The organism is Lysinibacillus sp. RS11, from assembly GCF_042019215.1.
Lineage (GTDB): Bacteria > Bacillota > Bacilli > Bacillales_A > Planococcaceae > Lysinibacillus > Lysinibacillus xylanilyticus_A.
In genome coordinates this window covers 2,056,344-2,072,279 of sequence record NZ_CP168124.1, presented here as the reverse complement: position 1 = coordinate 2,072,279, position 15,936 = coordinate 2,056,344, and the positions used below count along the sequence as shown (strand labels likewise).

Annotated in this window: 14 protein-coding genes, 1 pseudogene and 1 riboswitch; of the genes and pseudogenes, 2 read left to right on the top strand and 13 right to left on the bottom strand. The window is 38.0% G+C overall.

Annotation, left to right across the window (positions count from 1 at the left end; all coding sequences use genetic code 11):
• The first annotated feature begins 154 nt into the window (after positions 1-154).
• Positions 155-1,810 carry a DUF6138 family protein gene (locus AB9L17_RS10435; protein WP_375200558.1) on the top strand — a complete coding sequence of 552 codons (1,656 nt, stop codon included), beginning with the start codon at positions 155-157 and terminating at the stop codon, positions 1,808-1,810.
• Between the two features lie 137 nt (positions 1,811-1,947).
• Here the strand turns inward: AB9L17_RS10435 and AB9L17_RS10430 are convergent, their stop codons facing one another.
• From AB9L17_RS10430 to AB9L17_RS10405, 6 genes are all read right to left on the bottom strand, one after another.
• A complete protein-coding gene (locus tag AB9L17_RS10430) occupies positions 1,948-2,472 on the bottom strand; it encodes a tubby C-terminal domain-like protein (protein ID WP_223555209.1) in 525 nt (174 codons plus the stop codon).
• 81 nt (positions 2,473-2,553) lie between these two features.
• Positions 2,554-3,660 (bottom strand): DUF4179 domain-containing protein, encoded by a 1,107-nt coding sequence (locus AB9L17_RS10425; RefSeq protein WP_375200557.1) that lies wholly within the window; start codon positions 3,658-3,660, stop codon positions 2,554-2,556.
• Positions 3,644-4,186, bottom strand: coding sequence for a sigma-70 family RNA polymerase sigma factor (locus AB9L17_RS10420; protein ID WP_223555205.1), 543 nt, complete (start codon positions 4,184-4,186; stop codon positions 3,644-3,646). Before AB9L17_RS10420 ends, AB9L17_RS10425 begins: the two co-directional genes overlap by 17 nt.
• A gap of 299 nt (positions 4,187-4,485) precedes the next feature.
• A complete protein-coding gene (locus tag AB9L17_RS10415; protein WP_068985525.1) occupies positions 4,486-5,202 on the bottom strand; it encodes a toast rack family protein in 717 nt (238 codons plus the stop codon).
• 185 nt (positions 5,203-5,387) lie between these two features.
• Positions 5,388-5,783, bottom strand: coding sequence for an SRPBCC family protein (locus AB9L17_RS10410; protein ID WP_375200556.1), 396 nt, complete (start codon positions 5,781-5,783; stop codon positions 5,388-5,390).
• Positions 5,784-5,855: 72 nt separating this feature from the next.
• Positions 5,856-7,046, bottom strand: a complete 1,191-nt coding sequence (locus AB9L17_RS10405) for an MFS transporter (RefSeq protein WP_375200555.1) — start codon at positions 7,044-7,046, stop codon at positions 5,856-5,858.
• Between the two features lie 105 nt (positions 7,047-7,151).
• On the opposite strand from AB9L17_RS10405, the gene AB9L17_RS10400 reads away from it, so the two are divergent.
• On the top strand, positions 7,152-8,066 hold the full coding sequence (locus AB9L17_RS10400; protein ID WP_375200554.1) for a LysR family transcriptional regulator: 915 nt from the start codon (positions 7,152-7,154) through the stop codon (positions 8,064-8,066).
• Positions 8,067-8,115: 49 nt separating this feature from the next.
• On the opposite strand, the gene AB9L17_RS10395 is transcribed toward AB9L17_RS10400, so the two are convergent.
• From AB9L17_RS10395 to AB9L17_RS10365, 7 genes and pseudogenes are all read right to left on the bottom strand, one after another.
• Positions 8,116-9,111, bottom strand: coding sequence for a histidine kinase dimerization/phospho-acceptor domain-containing protein (locus AB9L17_RS10395; protein WP_375200553.1), 996 nt, complete (start codon positions 9,109-9,111; stop codon positions 8,116-8,118).
• Positions 9,108-9,779 (bottom strand): response regulator transcription factor, encoded by a 672-nt coding sequence (locus AB9L17_RS10390; RefSeq protein WP_375200552.1) that lies wholly within the window; start codon positions 9,777-9,779, stop codon positions 9,108-9,110. The genes AB9L17_RS10395 and AB9L17_RS10390 overlap by 4 nt, the downstream gene beginning before the upstream one ends.
• On the bottom strand, positions 9,776-10,759 hold the full coding sequence (locus AB9L17_RS10385) for an alpha/beta fold hydrolase (protein WP_375200551.1): 984 nt from the start codon (positions 10,757-10,759) through the stop codon (positions 9,776-9,778). Before AB9L17_RS10385 ends, AB9L17_RS10390 begins: the two co-directional genes overlap by 4 nt.
• A 129-nt stretch (positions 10,760-10,888) precedes the next feature.
• Complete coding sequence (locus AB9L17_RS10380) at positions 10,889-11,311, bottom strand: DUF1801 domain-containing protein (protein ID WP_223556870.1); 423 nt, start codon at positions 11,309-11,311, stop codon at positions 10,889-10,891.
• 111 nt (positions 11,312-11,422) lie between these two features.
• A pseudogene (locus AB9L17_RS10375) lies at positions 11,423-12,083 on the bottom strand (ABC transporter ATP-binding protein); the annotation flags it as partial.
• Positions 12,084-12,253: 170 nt separating this feature from the next.
• Entirely contained in the window at positions 12,254-13,294 is a 1,041-nt protein-coding gene (locus AB9L17_RS10370) for a ribonucleotide-diphosphate reductase subunit beta (RefSeq protein WP_068985532.1), read from the bottom strand.
• 12 nt (positions 13,295-13,306) lie between these two features.
• Complete coding sequence (locus AB9L17_RS10365) at positions 13,307-15,520, bottom strand: ribonucleoside-diphosphate reductase subunit alpha (protein WP_068985533.1); 2,214 nt, start codon at positions 15,518-15,520, stop codon at positions 13,307-13,309.
• A 162-nt stretch (positions 15,521-15,682) separates the two neighbouring features.
• Positions 15,683-15,868: riboswitch (cobalamin riboswitch) on the bottom strand.
• Positions 15,869-15,936 lie beyond the last annotated feature (68 nt).

Below are 15,936 nucleotides of genomic sequence, written 5' to 3'. Positions count from 1 at the left end.
CTAAACAAAAGGATCCGATTCGTAAAAAAGACGTTCGTTTTTAGTGTAAATTATGTAAAATGTATGTAGATTGAAACTATTGAGAGAAACATTACACTTTTTACTTATATTAACTAACTGAGCAACTAGAATGTGATAGTAGGAGGAGAAATCTTTGAATCAGGCTGTGGAAGCTTTTCTGAATATGGTATGGAAGGAAATCACTACGATTTACGCACAAGACAGCAAAAGGATTAATGAGTTTAAGGATGGAAGTACTTTGCAAGCTGGCGTTCACAATTACCTCCGAGTGACGTGGAGAAAAGGCAAGTTTACCTGGGCTAAAGGTAAAATTCATATTGATTTCTCTAAGTCGTCATACTCTGGCTCGTATAAATTGGAAGTGGATACTTACATCATGGAGTTGACCGATGAACTTCTGACTGAGGAGTTCTTTCCAGCTTTGTGCGGGCTTGTGAATGACCTGTTCCGCTCAGAGGAACTGGGACCTCGTTTCTTTGATTACAAGTTTGAAGTTGTATTTGAGTTTGAGTGGGAGAAATCGAAATTAACGCTTAACAAACAACTGTTGAATGAGCCGAAGTTGATCCAACTCCAAAAGACGCTGGATCATTTTATTCAAACAATGATTCTTTCTGATTCGCTCATGTTACCGGAGAGAGACATTTTCTTTTTCGCCAAGCATTTGGTCAATCCTGATCTAATGAAACAGGAAGTGGAAGTAATTGATCCGTTAATCCGTCGTCTCTCCGACAAGCTAAATAATAATCAAGAACTAAAAAACAACTGGATTCGCCGGTATACCTCGGCCCTCGACAAATGGGCGATTGACTTTTTATTGCAGCATTTTACTCGATCCAGTAATTTTGGAATGAATTGGACTCTGAAGGAGGTTCATCCTTCCGTAGATACCATAGAAATGGAGTTCTTTCTTTATACAGCATTGCAGATTGGCAACTCAGATCCGTACATCCCGCAGAAGTATATGGAACTGGCGATCCAATTGGATTCTAAGGAGGCTGCAGATTATTTGAAAAATGGTAGCGGAAAATTTGCACGTACATATCGAGGAGAGCTGATAGAAGGAAGAAACAACGATATTACACAAACGATAGAAATCCGGATTCTTTCAGAGGAAGAACTTGCTTATAAAGAAGCGTTGGATTATATTATTGACCTTTTGAAACAAGGGTTTTCCAAAAGTTATCAGCTAAAGCTGGAGAGTAGCCAAAAGAACTTCCTACCTTTGAAGGAATTGGCGAGGTCAGAGCTACATCAGTTTTTTGCCAATGCACTTAGCTACCCTGCTTTGTTCCCGAAGCTTGCAGAATATGCGGATACAGCTATGGAAGAGTACGCATGGTACGAGGATGTAGAGCCGAGCGAGGAATCGGTCATGCCGGGCACTTATGCAGTAATGGGGCTTGGCTTGTACAGCGAAGATTATTTTCCGCTAGTCTGCCGTTATATGGAACTAGTAGATACAGAGCATCAGTTAGCGCAGGATGGCTATGCAGAGGCTTTTATTGAGGCGCATGGCGTAAAGAAAGAGCTTATACCCGTGATTGTATCCATTTTGCAGGGTGGGATTGATGAAGGCACGCTGGTCAAAAATCTAACCATCGACAGCCTTGAGCTTGCCGAGGCGCTATTCGAGGCGCTGAAAGGCAAAGAAATTTATGAATGCGAAATGGTACTGTGTAGGATTTTTGAGAGCATAGAAAATCTTGTAGAAGAAACCCAAAAGGCACAAGCGCCATTAAAAGAAGCATTTGAGCAGCTGTTGGCGCTTCAAATCGAAATGACCTGATTTGCCAAATTCAATAAGAGCATGTTTTGATTAATTTTTTCAAAACATGCTCTTTAGATTAGCTCCAAACTTTATGACAAAGATTTATCGCTCAAATTTTTCAGTTTATCAACCAACTTTTCAAATGTATCGACATATTACGCGCCCACAAACAACACGGCCTGTCCAATCGCAATAAAAAAGGCTTCATGCTGTATCGGGCTGTTGTCTTCGATTTGCAGGGTAATTTCAAAATGAGTCTCCTGAAAAATGGCCTGCCAGCGCGCAATGGGTTGATCGTCTAGAGAGAATATGGACCAGTCCTCCATCTCTTTGTTCAGATTTATTTTTTGGACGCCATCTGAAATGATTAAATCAGGGATCATAATTTGCCAGCCATCATAAGCAATCATATAGTCCTTCCCTGTGATGAAATCCTTGCCTTTGAAATGTACTCGCCCACGACGCGACACCTTTTTACAGGTGAAAAGAGGCTGACCAGCGACATCACTGACGTCGAAACGCACAAAATAACGGTAGTCCATTGAGCGGTCGAATGCTTTTTTCAGTGCGTTTGAATATACACGTTGAACAGTAGATGATACTTCCCCCGCTTCATTTAATACTGCTACCTTTTCTGTTGACTCAATCGCCGCTGGTTGCTGATATGTATAAATTTTCAATACCTTCGCTCCTTCAATACTTATGCTTTCTTAAAGCTACCATAAAATAAGCGCCAAATACAAAATTTGACGCTTTTTTCATTATTTTTGTCGTGAAGGGATTTCTACTGTGAATGGTTGGAACTTCACTTCTTTAAGCGATGATTTATCATATGGAATTTTTGTTTCTACACCCGTAGAATCGATTTGAACTCCACCACCGTCTGATGGAAGCATTAAAAACGGTGTAATGACTAATTTTTGAACATCTTTTGAAATCGGGTCAAAGGATTTTGTGCTACTAAACTTCCATTGACCATCATTAAAATGTCCTTCTCCGCCACCTGAATGTGACGTGATTTCCTTGCCATGCTCATCCGTCATACGGAATTCTATAAACGATGCGCCTACTTGTGCATTGTCAATCGTTCCCTTTTCAGTCGCTTTGTAGTCCAGTGATACACCTGAAGGACTTATTGAAATTTTGGAAACATCAAGTTGAATGCCCTCTGCTTGTTGTTGATGGTTGACAGGAACATGAACAATATCCGTAATTTTTTTAACTGGCGCCGTAAATTCCCATTTTTCTCCTCCTTTGCCCTCTAGCACTAAGCCCATGTCAAAGGAATCTGGCATGTTGTCCTTCACATTAAATGTTGCGATTCCTGTACGAACAGTCGGACTTAAAACTTTTTCACCATAGGAACCAGAACTCACCTCAGGATTTTTACCATTTATAGTCATATCAAACCCTGCACCAAAATATTCATTACTTAATTCCTTTTCAGAATCAATTGTAATGCCTACCGTAATATTTGATTCATCATAAAGTACTTCATCTACAGTTACGGAAATACCGTTAATGGTCTGCTTTTCTCCAATCGTGCTTGTTAACCCTTGTTCGCTCGCTTGTTTTAGCCCAAGTAAGCCAGAGTTGCTAAAGACCGACCCAACAATCGGTAGCTGTGATAAAGTGCTTGCGAAGGTTGGTGATACATAGGCTGCAGAACCTATCATTATACTAAATGCGGCTGCCGTGCTTGCTAGATATAATAATGCTTTACGTTTGCTTTTTCTTTTCTTTTGTACAGGTGGTTGACTCATATTTGTTTGCTCCTCTGCTTGTTGTATTCCTTTAGCAATCGCTCCTCGTACCTCATCTCTTGGGAATTCTGGAAGGGGTCCGTTTACATTAAATGATTTTTTCATTGAACGTTGCACTCCTTTCTAATTCTCGCTTCAACTGTTTTTTTCCACGATGCAAATACGTTTTAATCGTGCTTACTGGCTTTTCCATTACTTCTGAAATTTCTTTAATCGGTAAATCGTGATAATAAAATAAGATGATGGCCATTTGTTGAGAATGATTAAGATGCTGTATAGCTTCCGATAAATCAATAGGATTACCCGTGACATTTTCTTGCTCTTGTAAACGATTTAATAATTCGCTTTCTTCATAAGGAATGATTTTTTGGCCTTTTTTAAGTAATCGGTAGCACTCATTAATTAAAATGCGAAACAGCCATGTGGAAAAAAATTCTGGATGCTTTAACTGGTGAACGGTTAGAAAGGCTTTACACGCTGCCTCTTGAATCGCATCCAGTGCATCCTCTTTTTGGCCAACATAAGAAAGCGCAGTATAAAAAAGTTTTTCTTCCTCTAAAATGAGTAGCTGCTCAAACGCTTCCTTATTCCCTGCAATAGCCTGTTTGACAATAGATAGATCATGTTCCATGCTGTTTCCTCCTTTCAATACTTAGAGTAAATAACCCTATCAAAAGGTTTCACTTTTATAATTTCTTTTTTTATTGAACAAAGTGGTCCTTCTTCCGATGTTGAAATAAGATACAATGTAAAGTTTCCATAATTGTTCCAGCGCTTTGACTCTTTTATCCACTTCTTCTGTTTTTCTATCGGTCGATTTTGACTTTTCTATCCGCTACTTCGATTCTTTTATCCGGCACTAGCACTCGCCAAATATTATAGAACAAAAAAATAGACTACTTCATCCAAAGTAGCCTACTTAACTTTTCATTATTTATCCAATTCAAAAGAAATATCGCCTACACCGATTTCCGAGTGCAATTCTAGCACTACATCTGCCTTTTCATATGCTTCATTGACATACACGCCATTCCCTTTTGAAATAAAATCTTCTATATTGGAAGAGCCGATCCCTTCTTCTGTTGTCAGCTTTACCCCAACCTCTGATGGTAAAATGACAGTAGTTTGACCAACACCTGTTTCAATGTTCGCTTTGAAGCTTTTTTTCCAATCTCCACCTAAATTTACAGTGAGATCACCAACGCCTGCTTCAATCTCTAATTTTTCCAACTGCAGACCTTGTAAATCGAGTTCTGCATCCGAGGCACCTGTTTCAACGAAAAGATCCATTGGCGTATCTTCATTCAATTCGATATCCCATGTATTTTTTATTTTTCCCAAACGCACTTTCGTGGAACCTTTTTGGTCAATCAGCACTTCTCCTGTCTTGCCGCGTAAGTCATATTCAACTCTTGGTGCTAGTTTATTAATGTTATATTGAGCCGTACCCTCAACCCAATCTTTAGCACCTTTTTTAACTGTAATTTCTCCAACACCAAACTGTATTTCAACATCTAATTTCTCTGCTTTATCCTTTTCAACGAAGATCGTTTCATCTTTAGTTTTACCTGGTATAACTGAGTTGCACCCTGATAAAACAAGTAATGAAGCACTTATGACTAATCCAAAACCGAAAAACTTTTTCAAAATAATTCCTCCTACCGTATAATATACCACTCATTAAATTGTATCAAAATACCAATTTATAAATACGCCCCTCAGCTTTAAATTCATCTACGACCTAAGACGTAGTAAAGACTTTTCTCATGAATATGCACCCACAAAAATGAACCCTGTATTGTGACACATTTGCCTTCATACAGGGTTCATTTTTAAAATTTTGGTATATTTTTTTCCTCTACTAACACCTTCAAGTTGGTAAGACTAGACTCATAGCCACTCATATTAAAAGTGACAGTAGTACCATTTCGCTCTTCATCTAAGAAAATAGCAATGACTGTTTCTGGTACTTCTAAGTAAAACGAAAACTCTCGATTTGGAATGACATGGTGAATCGTTAAATTCATCGGTAATTTTTCAGAGAGCTGATTTTGTTCATTCAGCATTAACGTGAAGGTTATTTGTTCACCAGCCTCTAATTTAGGGATCTTCCATATTGAACCTGGGGCGTACCATTGCGACAGCTGCTCTTCATCCGTAATTGCTTGCCAAACTGTAGCAATACTTGCATCAATCCAAATCGAACTTTTTTCTTCATGTTTTGTCATCTGTAACTCCTCCGTTACTTGAATTCATGCCTTTTTCATCATTTTATCGCATTTAACTCCACGACACAAAATTTACCTTTTGTTACTTTTTGTGGACCAATATAAATTGAATGCACCTATGGCCACTACGACAGCGACAATGTCCATCGCCAATTGATAACTAGAAAAAATCGTTACCATACATCCAAATAACGTAGGGGCAATCACAATAAATAGTTGATTCAACGTTAAAGCTGCACTCACTGTTAGACCAACATAATGTGGATTAGATTGTTCTGTCACACAGGCAATAAACAATGAATACCAGCCAAGCGCTACAAAGCCTAATAAAAAACAAAATAGTAGCATTAATATTTTCGCTTGCAGGATAAAAGGCAATAGAACTGTGAAAATAACTGCACTCGCCATCACCATGATTAATAAATGCTCCCGCTTCTGTGCAAAAAATTGATCACTGATCCAGGCAATAGCTACTCTTCCAATCATTCCTCCTAATAATACAAGGCTTAAATACTGCCCAGCCTTCGTCAATGAATAACCACCCTCATGATGTAAATAACTCATAAAATGGGCAACAATTATCATTTGTAAGGTCATCATCACGATGCCTACAATGTAAATGGGATATAAATCTTTATTATTTTTAATGGCGTGAATCTTCTCTTTAAACGTTACAGATGTAGCGGCTACTGCATGATGTTGTTTCGGTTCTTGATAGATGAGTAAAAAAAGTAACCCTCCGGCAATAGCCACCAAGCCTTGCACAAGATGCGCTGATGTTAGGTTATAATGATGGTACATATATGTGAGGATGACGGACGCTAAGGCTCCACCAATCGGAATACCTGTCTGTCGAATACCGATCGCCAGCCCTCGATGTTTATCCGGAAACCATTTCACAATGGCCGTGCTACCTCCTGTTTGCGCACTTCCATACCATATTCCTACGACTACTAATAAAATGATTAACACCGTATAGCTATTCGCCAACATGAGCAGTAAAGCTGAGAACCCAAGTAAAACAGAGCCCCATCCGATGATTTGTTTTTCCCCTTTCTTATCCATTAAATAGCCAAAGACTATCATCGAGAAAATGGGTCCAATATTAACAGCCGAAACAATAAATCCTGTTTGGAACGATGATAAATTCCATTCAATTTGATAAAATGTAGCAATTGGCCCCATGCCGTACGTCACAAAAGTTGCTGCTGTTTGGGAAAGCGTAGCTACCAATACGATGATCCATTTATAATATGTATTCATGAAAATTCCTCCAATACCGTTACACTGATTCCTTTGTGCAGTATAACTTTATGTATCTAGAGTTTACGCTTGCCATAGCAACGCGTAAAATGGAGGAAAATGATAGTGGCTATCAAAAAATTTAATAGGTGTGTGAAATACAACATGAACATAGAAGAAATCGCATTAAAAATTGAAATTTTGGAGAGGCAAAATCTCAGTAAATCCGCAGAAATGACGAATTATACGCAATCTGCCTTAACGTCTAAAGTGAAAAAAATGGAGGCTGAAATTGGTCAGGAAGTTTTTAAGCGTACACCGCAAGGCTTAAAAATTACGGATGTAGGCATACAATATTTACACTTTTTAAAGCTGATTACCGAAGAGTATCAGGAATTTTTACAAGCAATCGGGGCAGCACAAACGAACACAAAAATTAGCTTTGGCACTTCCCATACAACAATCAAAATTTATGGCGCATCCATTATGAATAGCTTGCAAACAAATAATATACCTTTAGATGTCGATTTCACAGTAGAATCCAGTACTTCCTTAAATGAAAAAGTACACAATGCCGAAACGGATTGTGCACTAACAAGTAACCCTATTAAACATTATCCTGATTTAAATTATGACATGATTGCATCCGAAACATTTGAAGTCATATCGAATAATACACATATCATTAATTTTGAGGAACGTTCACCCGTTACATTACTTGTACTAAGTAAAGGATGTATGTATTCACGACCAATGGCCGAGTGGCTGAAAAAGCATCAAGTTCCGTTTACGATGAAAGAAATAAAATCAGTGAGTAGTATTCTTGATTTCCTTCAAATTGACAATTCGATTGCTGTGTTAAATACAAAACTAATTGATTTATATAACTATACCAACATTCATTATTACGATTTACAGCAGCTCCACAACATCATAGAAACAGTCTTTATTTACAAAAAGAGCGACAGTAAACAATCACCCATTTATCAACTAAAAAATGTGATTGAATCATTACTGGAAGCCCCTATTGAACAAAGCTAGTTCAATAGGGGCTTTATCAGTTTATCGGAATAATTTTAGAATTTATCGCCTAACCTTTAGCGAATGAAAAACAATAAAAAGTTCCTTCACCAGTTGATTGTAAGGTATAGGTAATAGTCAATATTCTTGTGATATCGTCTATTATTTTTAACCCTAGTCCAGTACTTGCATGATGCTGTTCAAAACCAATCCCATTATCGTTCATATAAACCTTGCCTTCTTTAATCGTTACCTCAAGTTTTGTAGCTTTTGAATGTTTCATTGTGTTTTGAAACACATTATCGAATAAGCGTTGTAGCCATAGCTCATTGCTCGTCCATGTTATATCGAGATCGTCTGCACGAAAGATTAGTTCAATGTTATGCATTCGATATAAATAGCTCCACTTTTTTATCATCGTTTCCAACAATACCGTGAGCTGTACTTCTTCATTCACAACATAAGAATTTTCGATTGTATCTAAGGACTGCACATTAAATTCATTCGTTAAGTTAGCCATGTATTGAATTTGCTCGTTTAAGGACTCTACCAATTTCGGTTGATCTTTATAGTGATCTTCTAGATAAAATAATTGTAAACGGATCGCAGTGAGCGGTGTATTAATATCGTGTCTTAGCTTTTGTAGAAGCTCTTTTTGCAACTCCTGTTGTTGCTTAAGCTCTAATTCTCGGTAAGTAGTTCGCTCAATTAAAATATTCACAGACTGAATGAGCTGTCCAATTTCATCCTCACTACCAACCTCTAGTGTACTCGGTGTTCTTTCATTGCTTGCTAAGTCACGAATCGTTTTGTTTAGCATATTAATTTTGGAAAGTAATGAATTGATTGACTTCGAAAATAAAAACGCTAACAAACATAATGAGAGAAAAAATACAATCAGCATGGCTGGATAGGCGAATGATTCATGGAATGGCGTGCCTTTATTGCGCGTTTTAAAGGCAACGTCATAAATAATGGACATTGACACACTGATTCCTAACAAGACGATTGGCACACTAACAATGGCAGAAAATAATAACATTCGATATTTTGTTTTTAATGTCATTTCTTTATGTAGGTATTTAATCGATACCCTTCTCCGTAAATATTTTGAAGGATGTACCCTGAAGGATCATCCATTTTTGTTCTGATCTTTTTGATGTGAACATTGATAATATTATGATTTCGATCCTCAAGTGGCCATAAATAGTCAAAAAAATGATCCTTTGTTAAAACTCTGTCCCTGTTGTCAAATAAATAAAAGAAGATTTTACGTTCAATCGCAGTCAATGAAATTTCATCATGAATCGTATTTATAAAAACCTTTCGATGCTCACCATCAATTAACAAATGCTGGATTTGCGTAAATGTTCCATATTGCTGCGTTAGCATTTTCTGTATTCTTAATAGCAGCTCTCTAGGGTCAAAAGGCTTTGTCATATAGTCTTCACCAACCGTTAAGCCTTGAAGCTTGCTGTCGATATCATTACGAGCAGACAGAAAAATAATAGGTATATTTAAGCCTAGGCTTTTAATATTCTTTGTCAGCTGATAGCCATCTTCCCCTGGGAGCATAATGTCCATTATCACTAAATCGATTTGCCGAATAATGCTCATTATTTCTTGTCCGTCTGTTTTCCATACAACATCGTAACCTTCACGCTGTAGTATTTTTTGCATCAAATCACCAATCATCGGATCGTCTTCTACAATTAAAATCGTAAATCCTTTCATTCCATCAGCCTTTCATTCGTTTGTTTCATAAATTCCATAGCAAAATGATAAATCTCATCCGGTTTATACAAATAGATGCTATGGGTACCACTTAATTCTTTCACATCTGCTATATGTATTTGCTCAGCAAATTCCGCATATTTCTGGCGATTGTACTTCGTATATTTGGAGTCTTTATTTTGTTCAGCAATGGCATCAATCAATAATATAGGTGTGTCTTTTGGTTTTGGAAGCTTTTCTGATTTCACACTATTTTCGTAGACATGTAGAAGTTCATTTTTCATATCATCATTCAAAAATTGTTTAAAGGATTGTGCTTTATAGATTTCTTTTTCTTCATCCGTTAAAAAATTTTGCTTGATTACTTCTGGATTATACACTTTCGAAGGTGCTAGTCGGTGTAAGCCCATGTCCGTTAACAGATTCATTCCTCTAACAGTCCAAGAATCGGCTACTCCCATTTTATGCTCTATATATTGGCTTGGCAAACTGATATCAAGTGCAATAATCCCTTTTATTTCTTCTGGGTATTTTTGTGCCCAATAAATAGCTTCAACCCCCGAAATGGAATGTGGTACGAGTATATAAGGAGGCTTATTGCCACTTTTCTGGAGTGCTTCTCTTGTCTGGGCTAAAATTGTATCAATATCTCGTTCGTCGTTAGAGACATCACTATATCCATATCCCGCTCTTTCAATAACAGCAATCTTATGTTCATGCGAAAATTTACTGTAAAGTCCTTTCATCTCATAAATAGGAGCCGCAACCCCTGAACCTGCCATAAATACATAAGTGTCCTCACCATCGCCCTCAGTATACACATTCATTTTGTTATGATCGACCTCTACATTCACTCCTTTATTTTCCAAAACATTAGATTCCTTACTTAACTCGTATTGATGATAGCTAAATATCACGCCAAGCCCAAGTAGCATTAACGCAATAAAGTAGATTCCTATTTTCTTCACTAGTTTTTTCATACAATTCTCCTCTCAGTTGATACTTGAAAGGATACACGTTAAAAATAAATTTCTAATAAATTTTTTCAAGAAATAAAAAACTGTCTAAAAGTTTTTACACCATTTAGACAGCCCTTGACCCGAAGAGAATTATGATTGAGGATACGTTTTTTGTAAAAAAGATACAGATTGTTTAATGAGTGACTTTAATACTTCCTCATCCACATCTGCTAGCTTATTAATATAAACACAAGCTTTTCCTGTTGTATGTTTGCCAAATTCTTGTAATAATTGATCGCGCTCATTGTCACCTGGAGCAAAATATAAACTGATTTTAGCCTTTCGAGGAGAAAATCCAACTAAAGGTGCATCGCCTTCATGTCCAGATTCATATTTGTAATGATAGCTGCCAAAACCGATAATACTGGGCCCCCACATTTTCGCTTCATGCCCCGTTACTTCAGTAAAAATATCTACTAGTCGGTAAGCATCTTCACGTTTCTTAGGATGATCAACGTTTTCTATAAATTCAATCACACTGTCATCCGTTTCTTTCGTTTTTAATTCGTACATGTTGATCCCTCACCATCTACATTTTAGTGTATCATAACGTTTACAGAAGTTTACCACAACTGCTATACCAAAAGCTGTCTAAAAGATTTTAATAGACCGCCTACTATGACCTTACTCAACTTGCTCTAGCAAAAGCTTTTGCTGTAGATGACTATAAATCCCTTGTTTTTGCATGAGCTCTTGATGATTACCTTGCTCAACCATTCCCCCCTGTTGAATAACAAGAATTTGGTCGGCATTTTCAATTGTTTTTAAGCGGTGTGCAATGACAAAGCGCTTGTGCGTCCCTGCATCAAATGCTGTAGACCTTTTTGAATATCAACCTCTGTTTACGTATCCACACTAGACGTAGCTTCATCCAAATTAAAATATCCGAATTTTCTAAAATTTCCCGGGCAATAGCAAGTAATTGTCGTTGACCTTGACTAAGGTTTGTCCCACCTGCCTGTACAGGTGTATCATACTGTGCTGGTAAATATTTTATAAAATTATGGGCATTGGCAATTTTCGTCGCTTCCTCTACTTCTACATCCGTAGCGTCAAGCTTACCAAAACGAATATTTTCACGAATCGTCCCAGAGAATAAATAGGTATCCTGTAGTACGACACCAACTCTTTGACGAATTGTTGCCATTTTATAATCCTCGATGTTATGACCATCAATTAAAATTTCACCTGCATCCACATCATAAAAACGAGTTAACAAATTGATAATGGTCGTTTTCCCTGATCCCGTCGGCCCTACAAGTGCAATGGTGTCACCCGCCTTGGCATACTGGTATTAATTCCTAATAAATCACTTTTAGAAGTCCCTACTGAATACAAATACTTTTTAAGAGAATCTGGCATCCCACCATTTTTCGAATCAGATTTTTTTGAATAACTGAAGAAAAGCCATGTCAGCAATTTCACGCTAACATGGCTTTCTTTCTCTATCATTTTTTACAAATCATCAAACCCGTTATCTTCTACATTAACCTTCACATATTGACGAGAACGTTGCTCGAAAAAGTCTGTTTTCCCTAAGTCAACATCCTCATAAGCTTTAACCCACTTCAATGGATTTTTGCGATAGCCCTCAAATGGACGCTCAACGCCAAGCTGATTACAACGAACATTTGCATAGAAGTGCACATAATCATGGACATCTTCCACATCGAGGCCATCAATTTTATCGCCAATCACCTCATTGGCCCAATCTACCTCTAGCTGTACGGCCTCACGGAATATTTCCTGTACACGTGCTGCTCGTTCAGGTGTATCGTATTCAGGATATTCCGCTAATAGCTCTTGATAAATTTTGATGAATAAATCGACATGAAGCTGTTCATCGCGATTAATATAATTAATCATCGTTGACGTGGCCACCATTTTTTGATTACGTGCTAAATGATAGAAGAAGGCAAAGCCGGAATAGAAGAATAAGCCTTCTAAAATCACATCATAAATGATCGCTTCTAGCATATTTTCAACAGATGGCTCTTCCGAAAATGCATGGTAGCCTTTAATAACGAAATCATTGCGTCGCTCTAGCACTGGCTCTGTACGCCAAAAGTCAAACGTACGATCCTGCTCATCTTTGTTCACAATACTTGATAGCACATAGGAATAAGAGTGATTATGGATAACCTCCTGCTGCGCTAAAATAATCATTAATGCATTTAAGCTTGAATCTGTTAAATAATCTGCTACTTTACCAGCAAAATCTGTTTGTACACTGTCTAAAAGTGCTAGTAAACCAATTATTTTCAAAAATGATTCCTGTTCAACTGCTGATAGCTCAGGAAACTGCTTCACATCATTGCTCATATTAATTTCAAATGGTGTCCAGAAGTTACCAAGCATTTTTTTATACTTTGGATAAGCCCAGCTAAAACGCACATCATCCCAGTTTAAAATGTTAGAAGAGCGACCGTTCACAATCCCTGTTGAACGGTTCGGTGCTTCCTTATCCATAATTTGTCGTTTCGTAATCGTTGTCATCGTTACTTCCTCCTAGCTTGCACAAGACTCACATTCTAGCAATTCTACAGATGTTGAGCGTACATAATATGTCGTTTTCACACCACTCGCCCAAGCGTTCATATGTAGTGCTAATAAATCCTTCGCCTTAATCGTATTTTGAACATATAAATTAAGTGAAATGCCTTGGTCAATATGACGAGCTCGTGCAGCATTTTGCTTGATTGTCCAATTTTGATCGATGAAATAAGCTGATTTATAATACCAAGTCGTCGTCGGTGATAAATCTGGTACAGTTACTGGTATTTTGTAATCCTTTTTCTCCTCTGAATAACTTTTTTGGAAGATTGGATCAATCGTTGCCGTACTGCCCGCTAAAATAGATGTCGATGAGTTAGGGGCAACGGCCATTACATAACCGTTACGCATACCGTTATCAGCAACTGCTGCGCGTAACGCATTCCATTTTTCACTGTCGTAACCACGTTTGTCAAAATACGCACCAGTATGCCAATCTGAACCTTCAAATAATGGGTAAGCACCTTTTTCACTTGCCAAATCGTTAGAAGCGCGAATCGTTAAATAGGCAATTTCCTCATATAGCTTGTCCGCAAATTCTACAGCTTCCTCAGACTCCCATTGAATTTCTTTCAAAGCTAATAAATGATGCCAACCAAATGTGCCTAGCCCAATACCACGGTAGCGCAAGTTCGTACGCTCTGCTTGTTTCACTGGGATTGTATTTAAGGCAATAACGTTATCTAACATACGCACTTGAATTGGAATCAAACGTTCTAGTACACCAGCCGGTACAGCTCTGCCTAAATTAATAGATGATAAGTTACATACAACGAAATCTCCAGGCTTGCGACGTGTTACGATAACATCATCTTCAAGGGTAATAGATTCGAATTCAGTAGCTGACATATTTTGGAAAATTTCTGTGCACAAGTTCGAGCTGTAAACCATCCCTTCATGCTTATTCGGATTCATACGATTTACTTCATCACGATAAAACATAAACGGCACGCCTGTTTCAAGCTGTGAGCGCATAATACGTTTCATAATATCTATCGCTGGTACGACTTCACGGCTTAATAAAGGATTGGCGATACATTCTGCATATTTTGTACGGAAAGAGCCGTCACCTTTTTTCTCATCATAGAAATCTTCTAATGAGAAGCCCATGACCTCTCGTACTTCATGTGGGTCAAATAAATGCCATTCCCCACGTGCCTCAACTGTCTCCATAAATAAATCCGGTAAGCATAGCCCTGTGAAAATATCATGGGCACGCAAACGCTCATCCCCATTGTTTAAACGTAAATCTAAAAACGTAAAGACGTCTTTATGCCAAACATCTAAATAGACCGCGATTGCTCCTTGTCGTTGCCCAAGCTGATCGACCGAAACTGCCGTATTATTAAGCTGTTTAATCCATGGTAAAACGCCACTTGATGCACCTTTAAAACCTTTAATAGATGAGCCTCGGCTACGAATTTTGCCCATATAAACACCAATACCGCCGCCATACTTAGATAATGTTGCGACATCTGTATTTGTGTCATAAATACTTTGTAAACTATCATCTACTGTATCAATAAAGCAACTAGATAGCTGTCCATGTGTTTTCCCTGCATTCGATAATGTTGGTGTGGCAACAGTCATATATAAATTACTCATTGCCCAGTAAGACTCTCGCACCTTTTGTAAACGATTTTCTGTTTCATCCTGCATCAATGTCATCGCAATGACCATCCAACGTTCCTGTGGTAACTCGACAGGTGTTTTCGTATAATCACGAACAACATAACGGTCCATTAATGTTTTTAAGCCAATATATGTAAACAACTCATCTCGACTTTGTTCTAAATATGAAGCAAGTTCCTGAAGCTCCTGCTCACTATATTTTGTTGTTAAACTTTCATGATACAAACCAGCCTCTGTATAGCGTGCTAATTGTGCTGGGAAAACCTGATAAACATCTTTCACAGAAACACCGCGGCGCATTGCAAATTGGTCATATAATTTTTCTAAATAAATTTGCGCTGCAACAAATGTCCAATATGGCTCCTCTTCATCAATTAGGCTAAGCGTTTGTAAAATCATCGCATCCGCCCATGCCTCAAATGTGGCATTGTCATTTTTTCGTAGCCATCGATCCGATAACCTTACAAAACTTTCAAGTTCATCCTCCGTGTAACTTTTCTTTAGCTTAGCAATTTGCTGTTCGATTTGAATTGTCATATACACATACTCTCCCTTTCTATCTCCAGACAACACAAAAGCGATCACGCATCCTCTATCGGTTGCGTGATCGCTGTAAAATCGGAAATGGAAATGAAGGACATGCACACACAGAAGTGAACAAATCTCTCGCCTCCACTTCTCAATCCCCGAAGAATGTGTCGCTGTCTTGAACAAATCGGCAGGTCTCCTGGCTCATGCTTCCTCCAAATGATCGCCTTCCCATTGTTAACAGTGGCCTCTGCATCATTTGTCAGCACTTACAGTTGCGGGGACAGCTTCGGCTTAAGATGCTCTTTTCCGAATTCCCTTTTAAACCATATTGGTACCTCTTGTTCAAAATACTATATATAGTGTTTTAACTCCTAAACAAATCTAACATATGGTGTTTATTGTTGCAATAGGCGTTTTGCCCC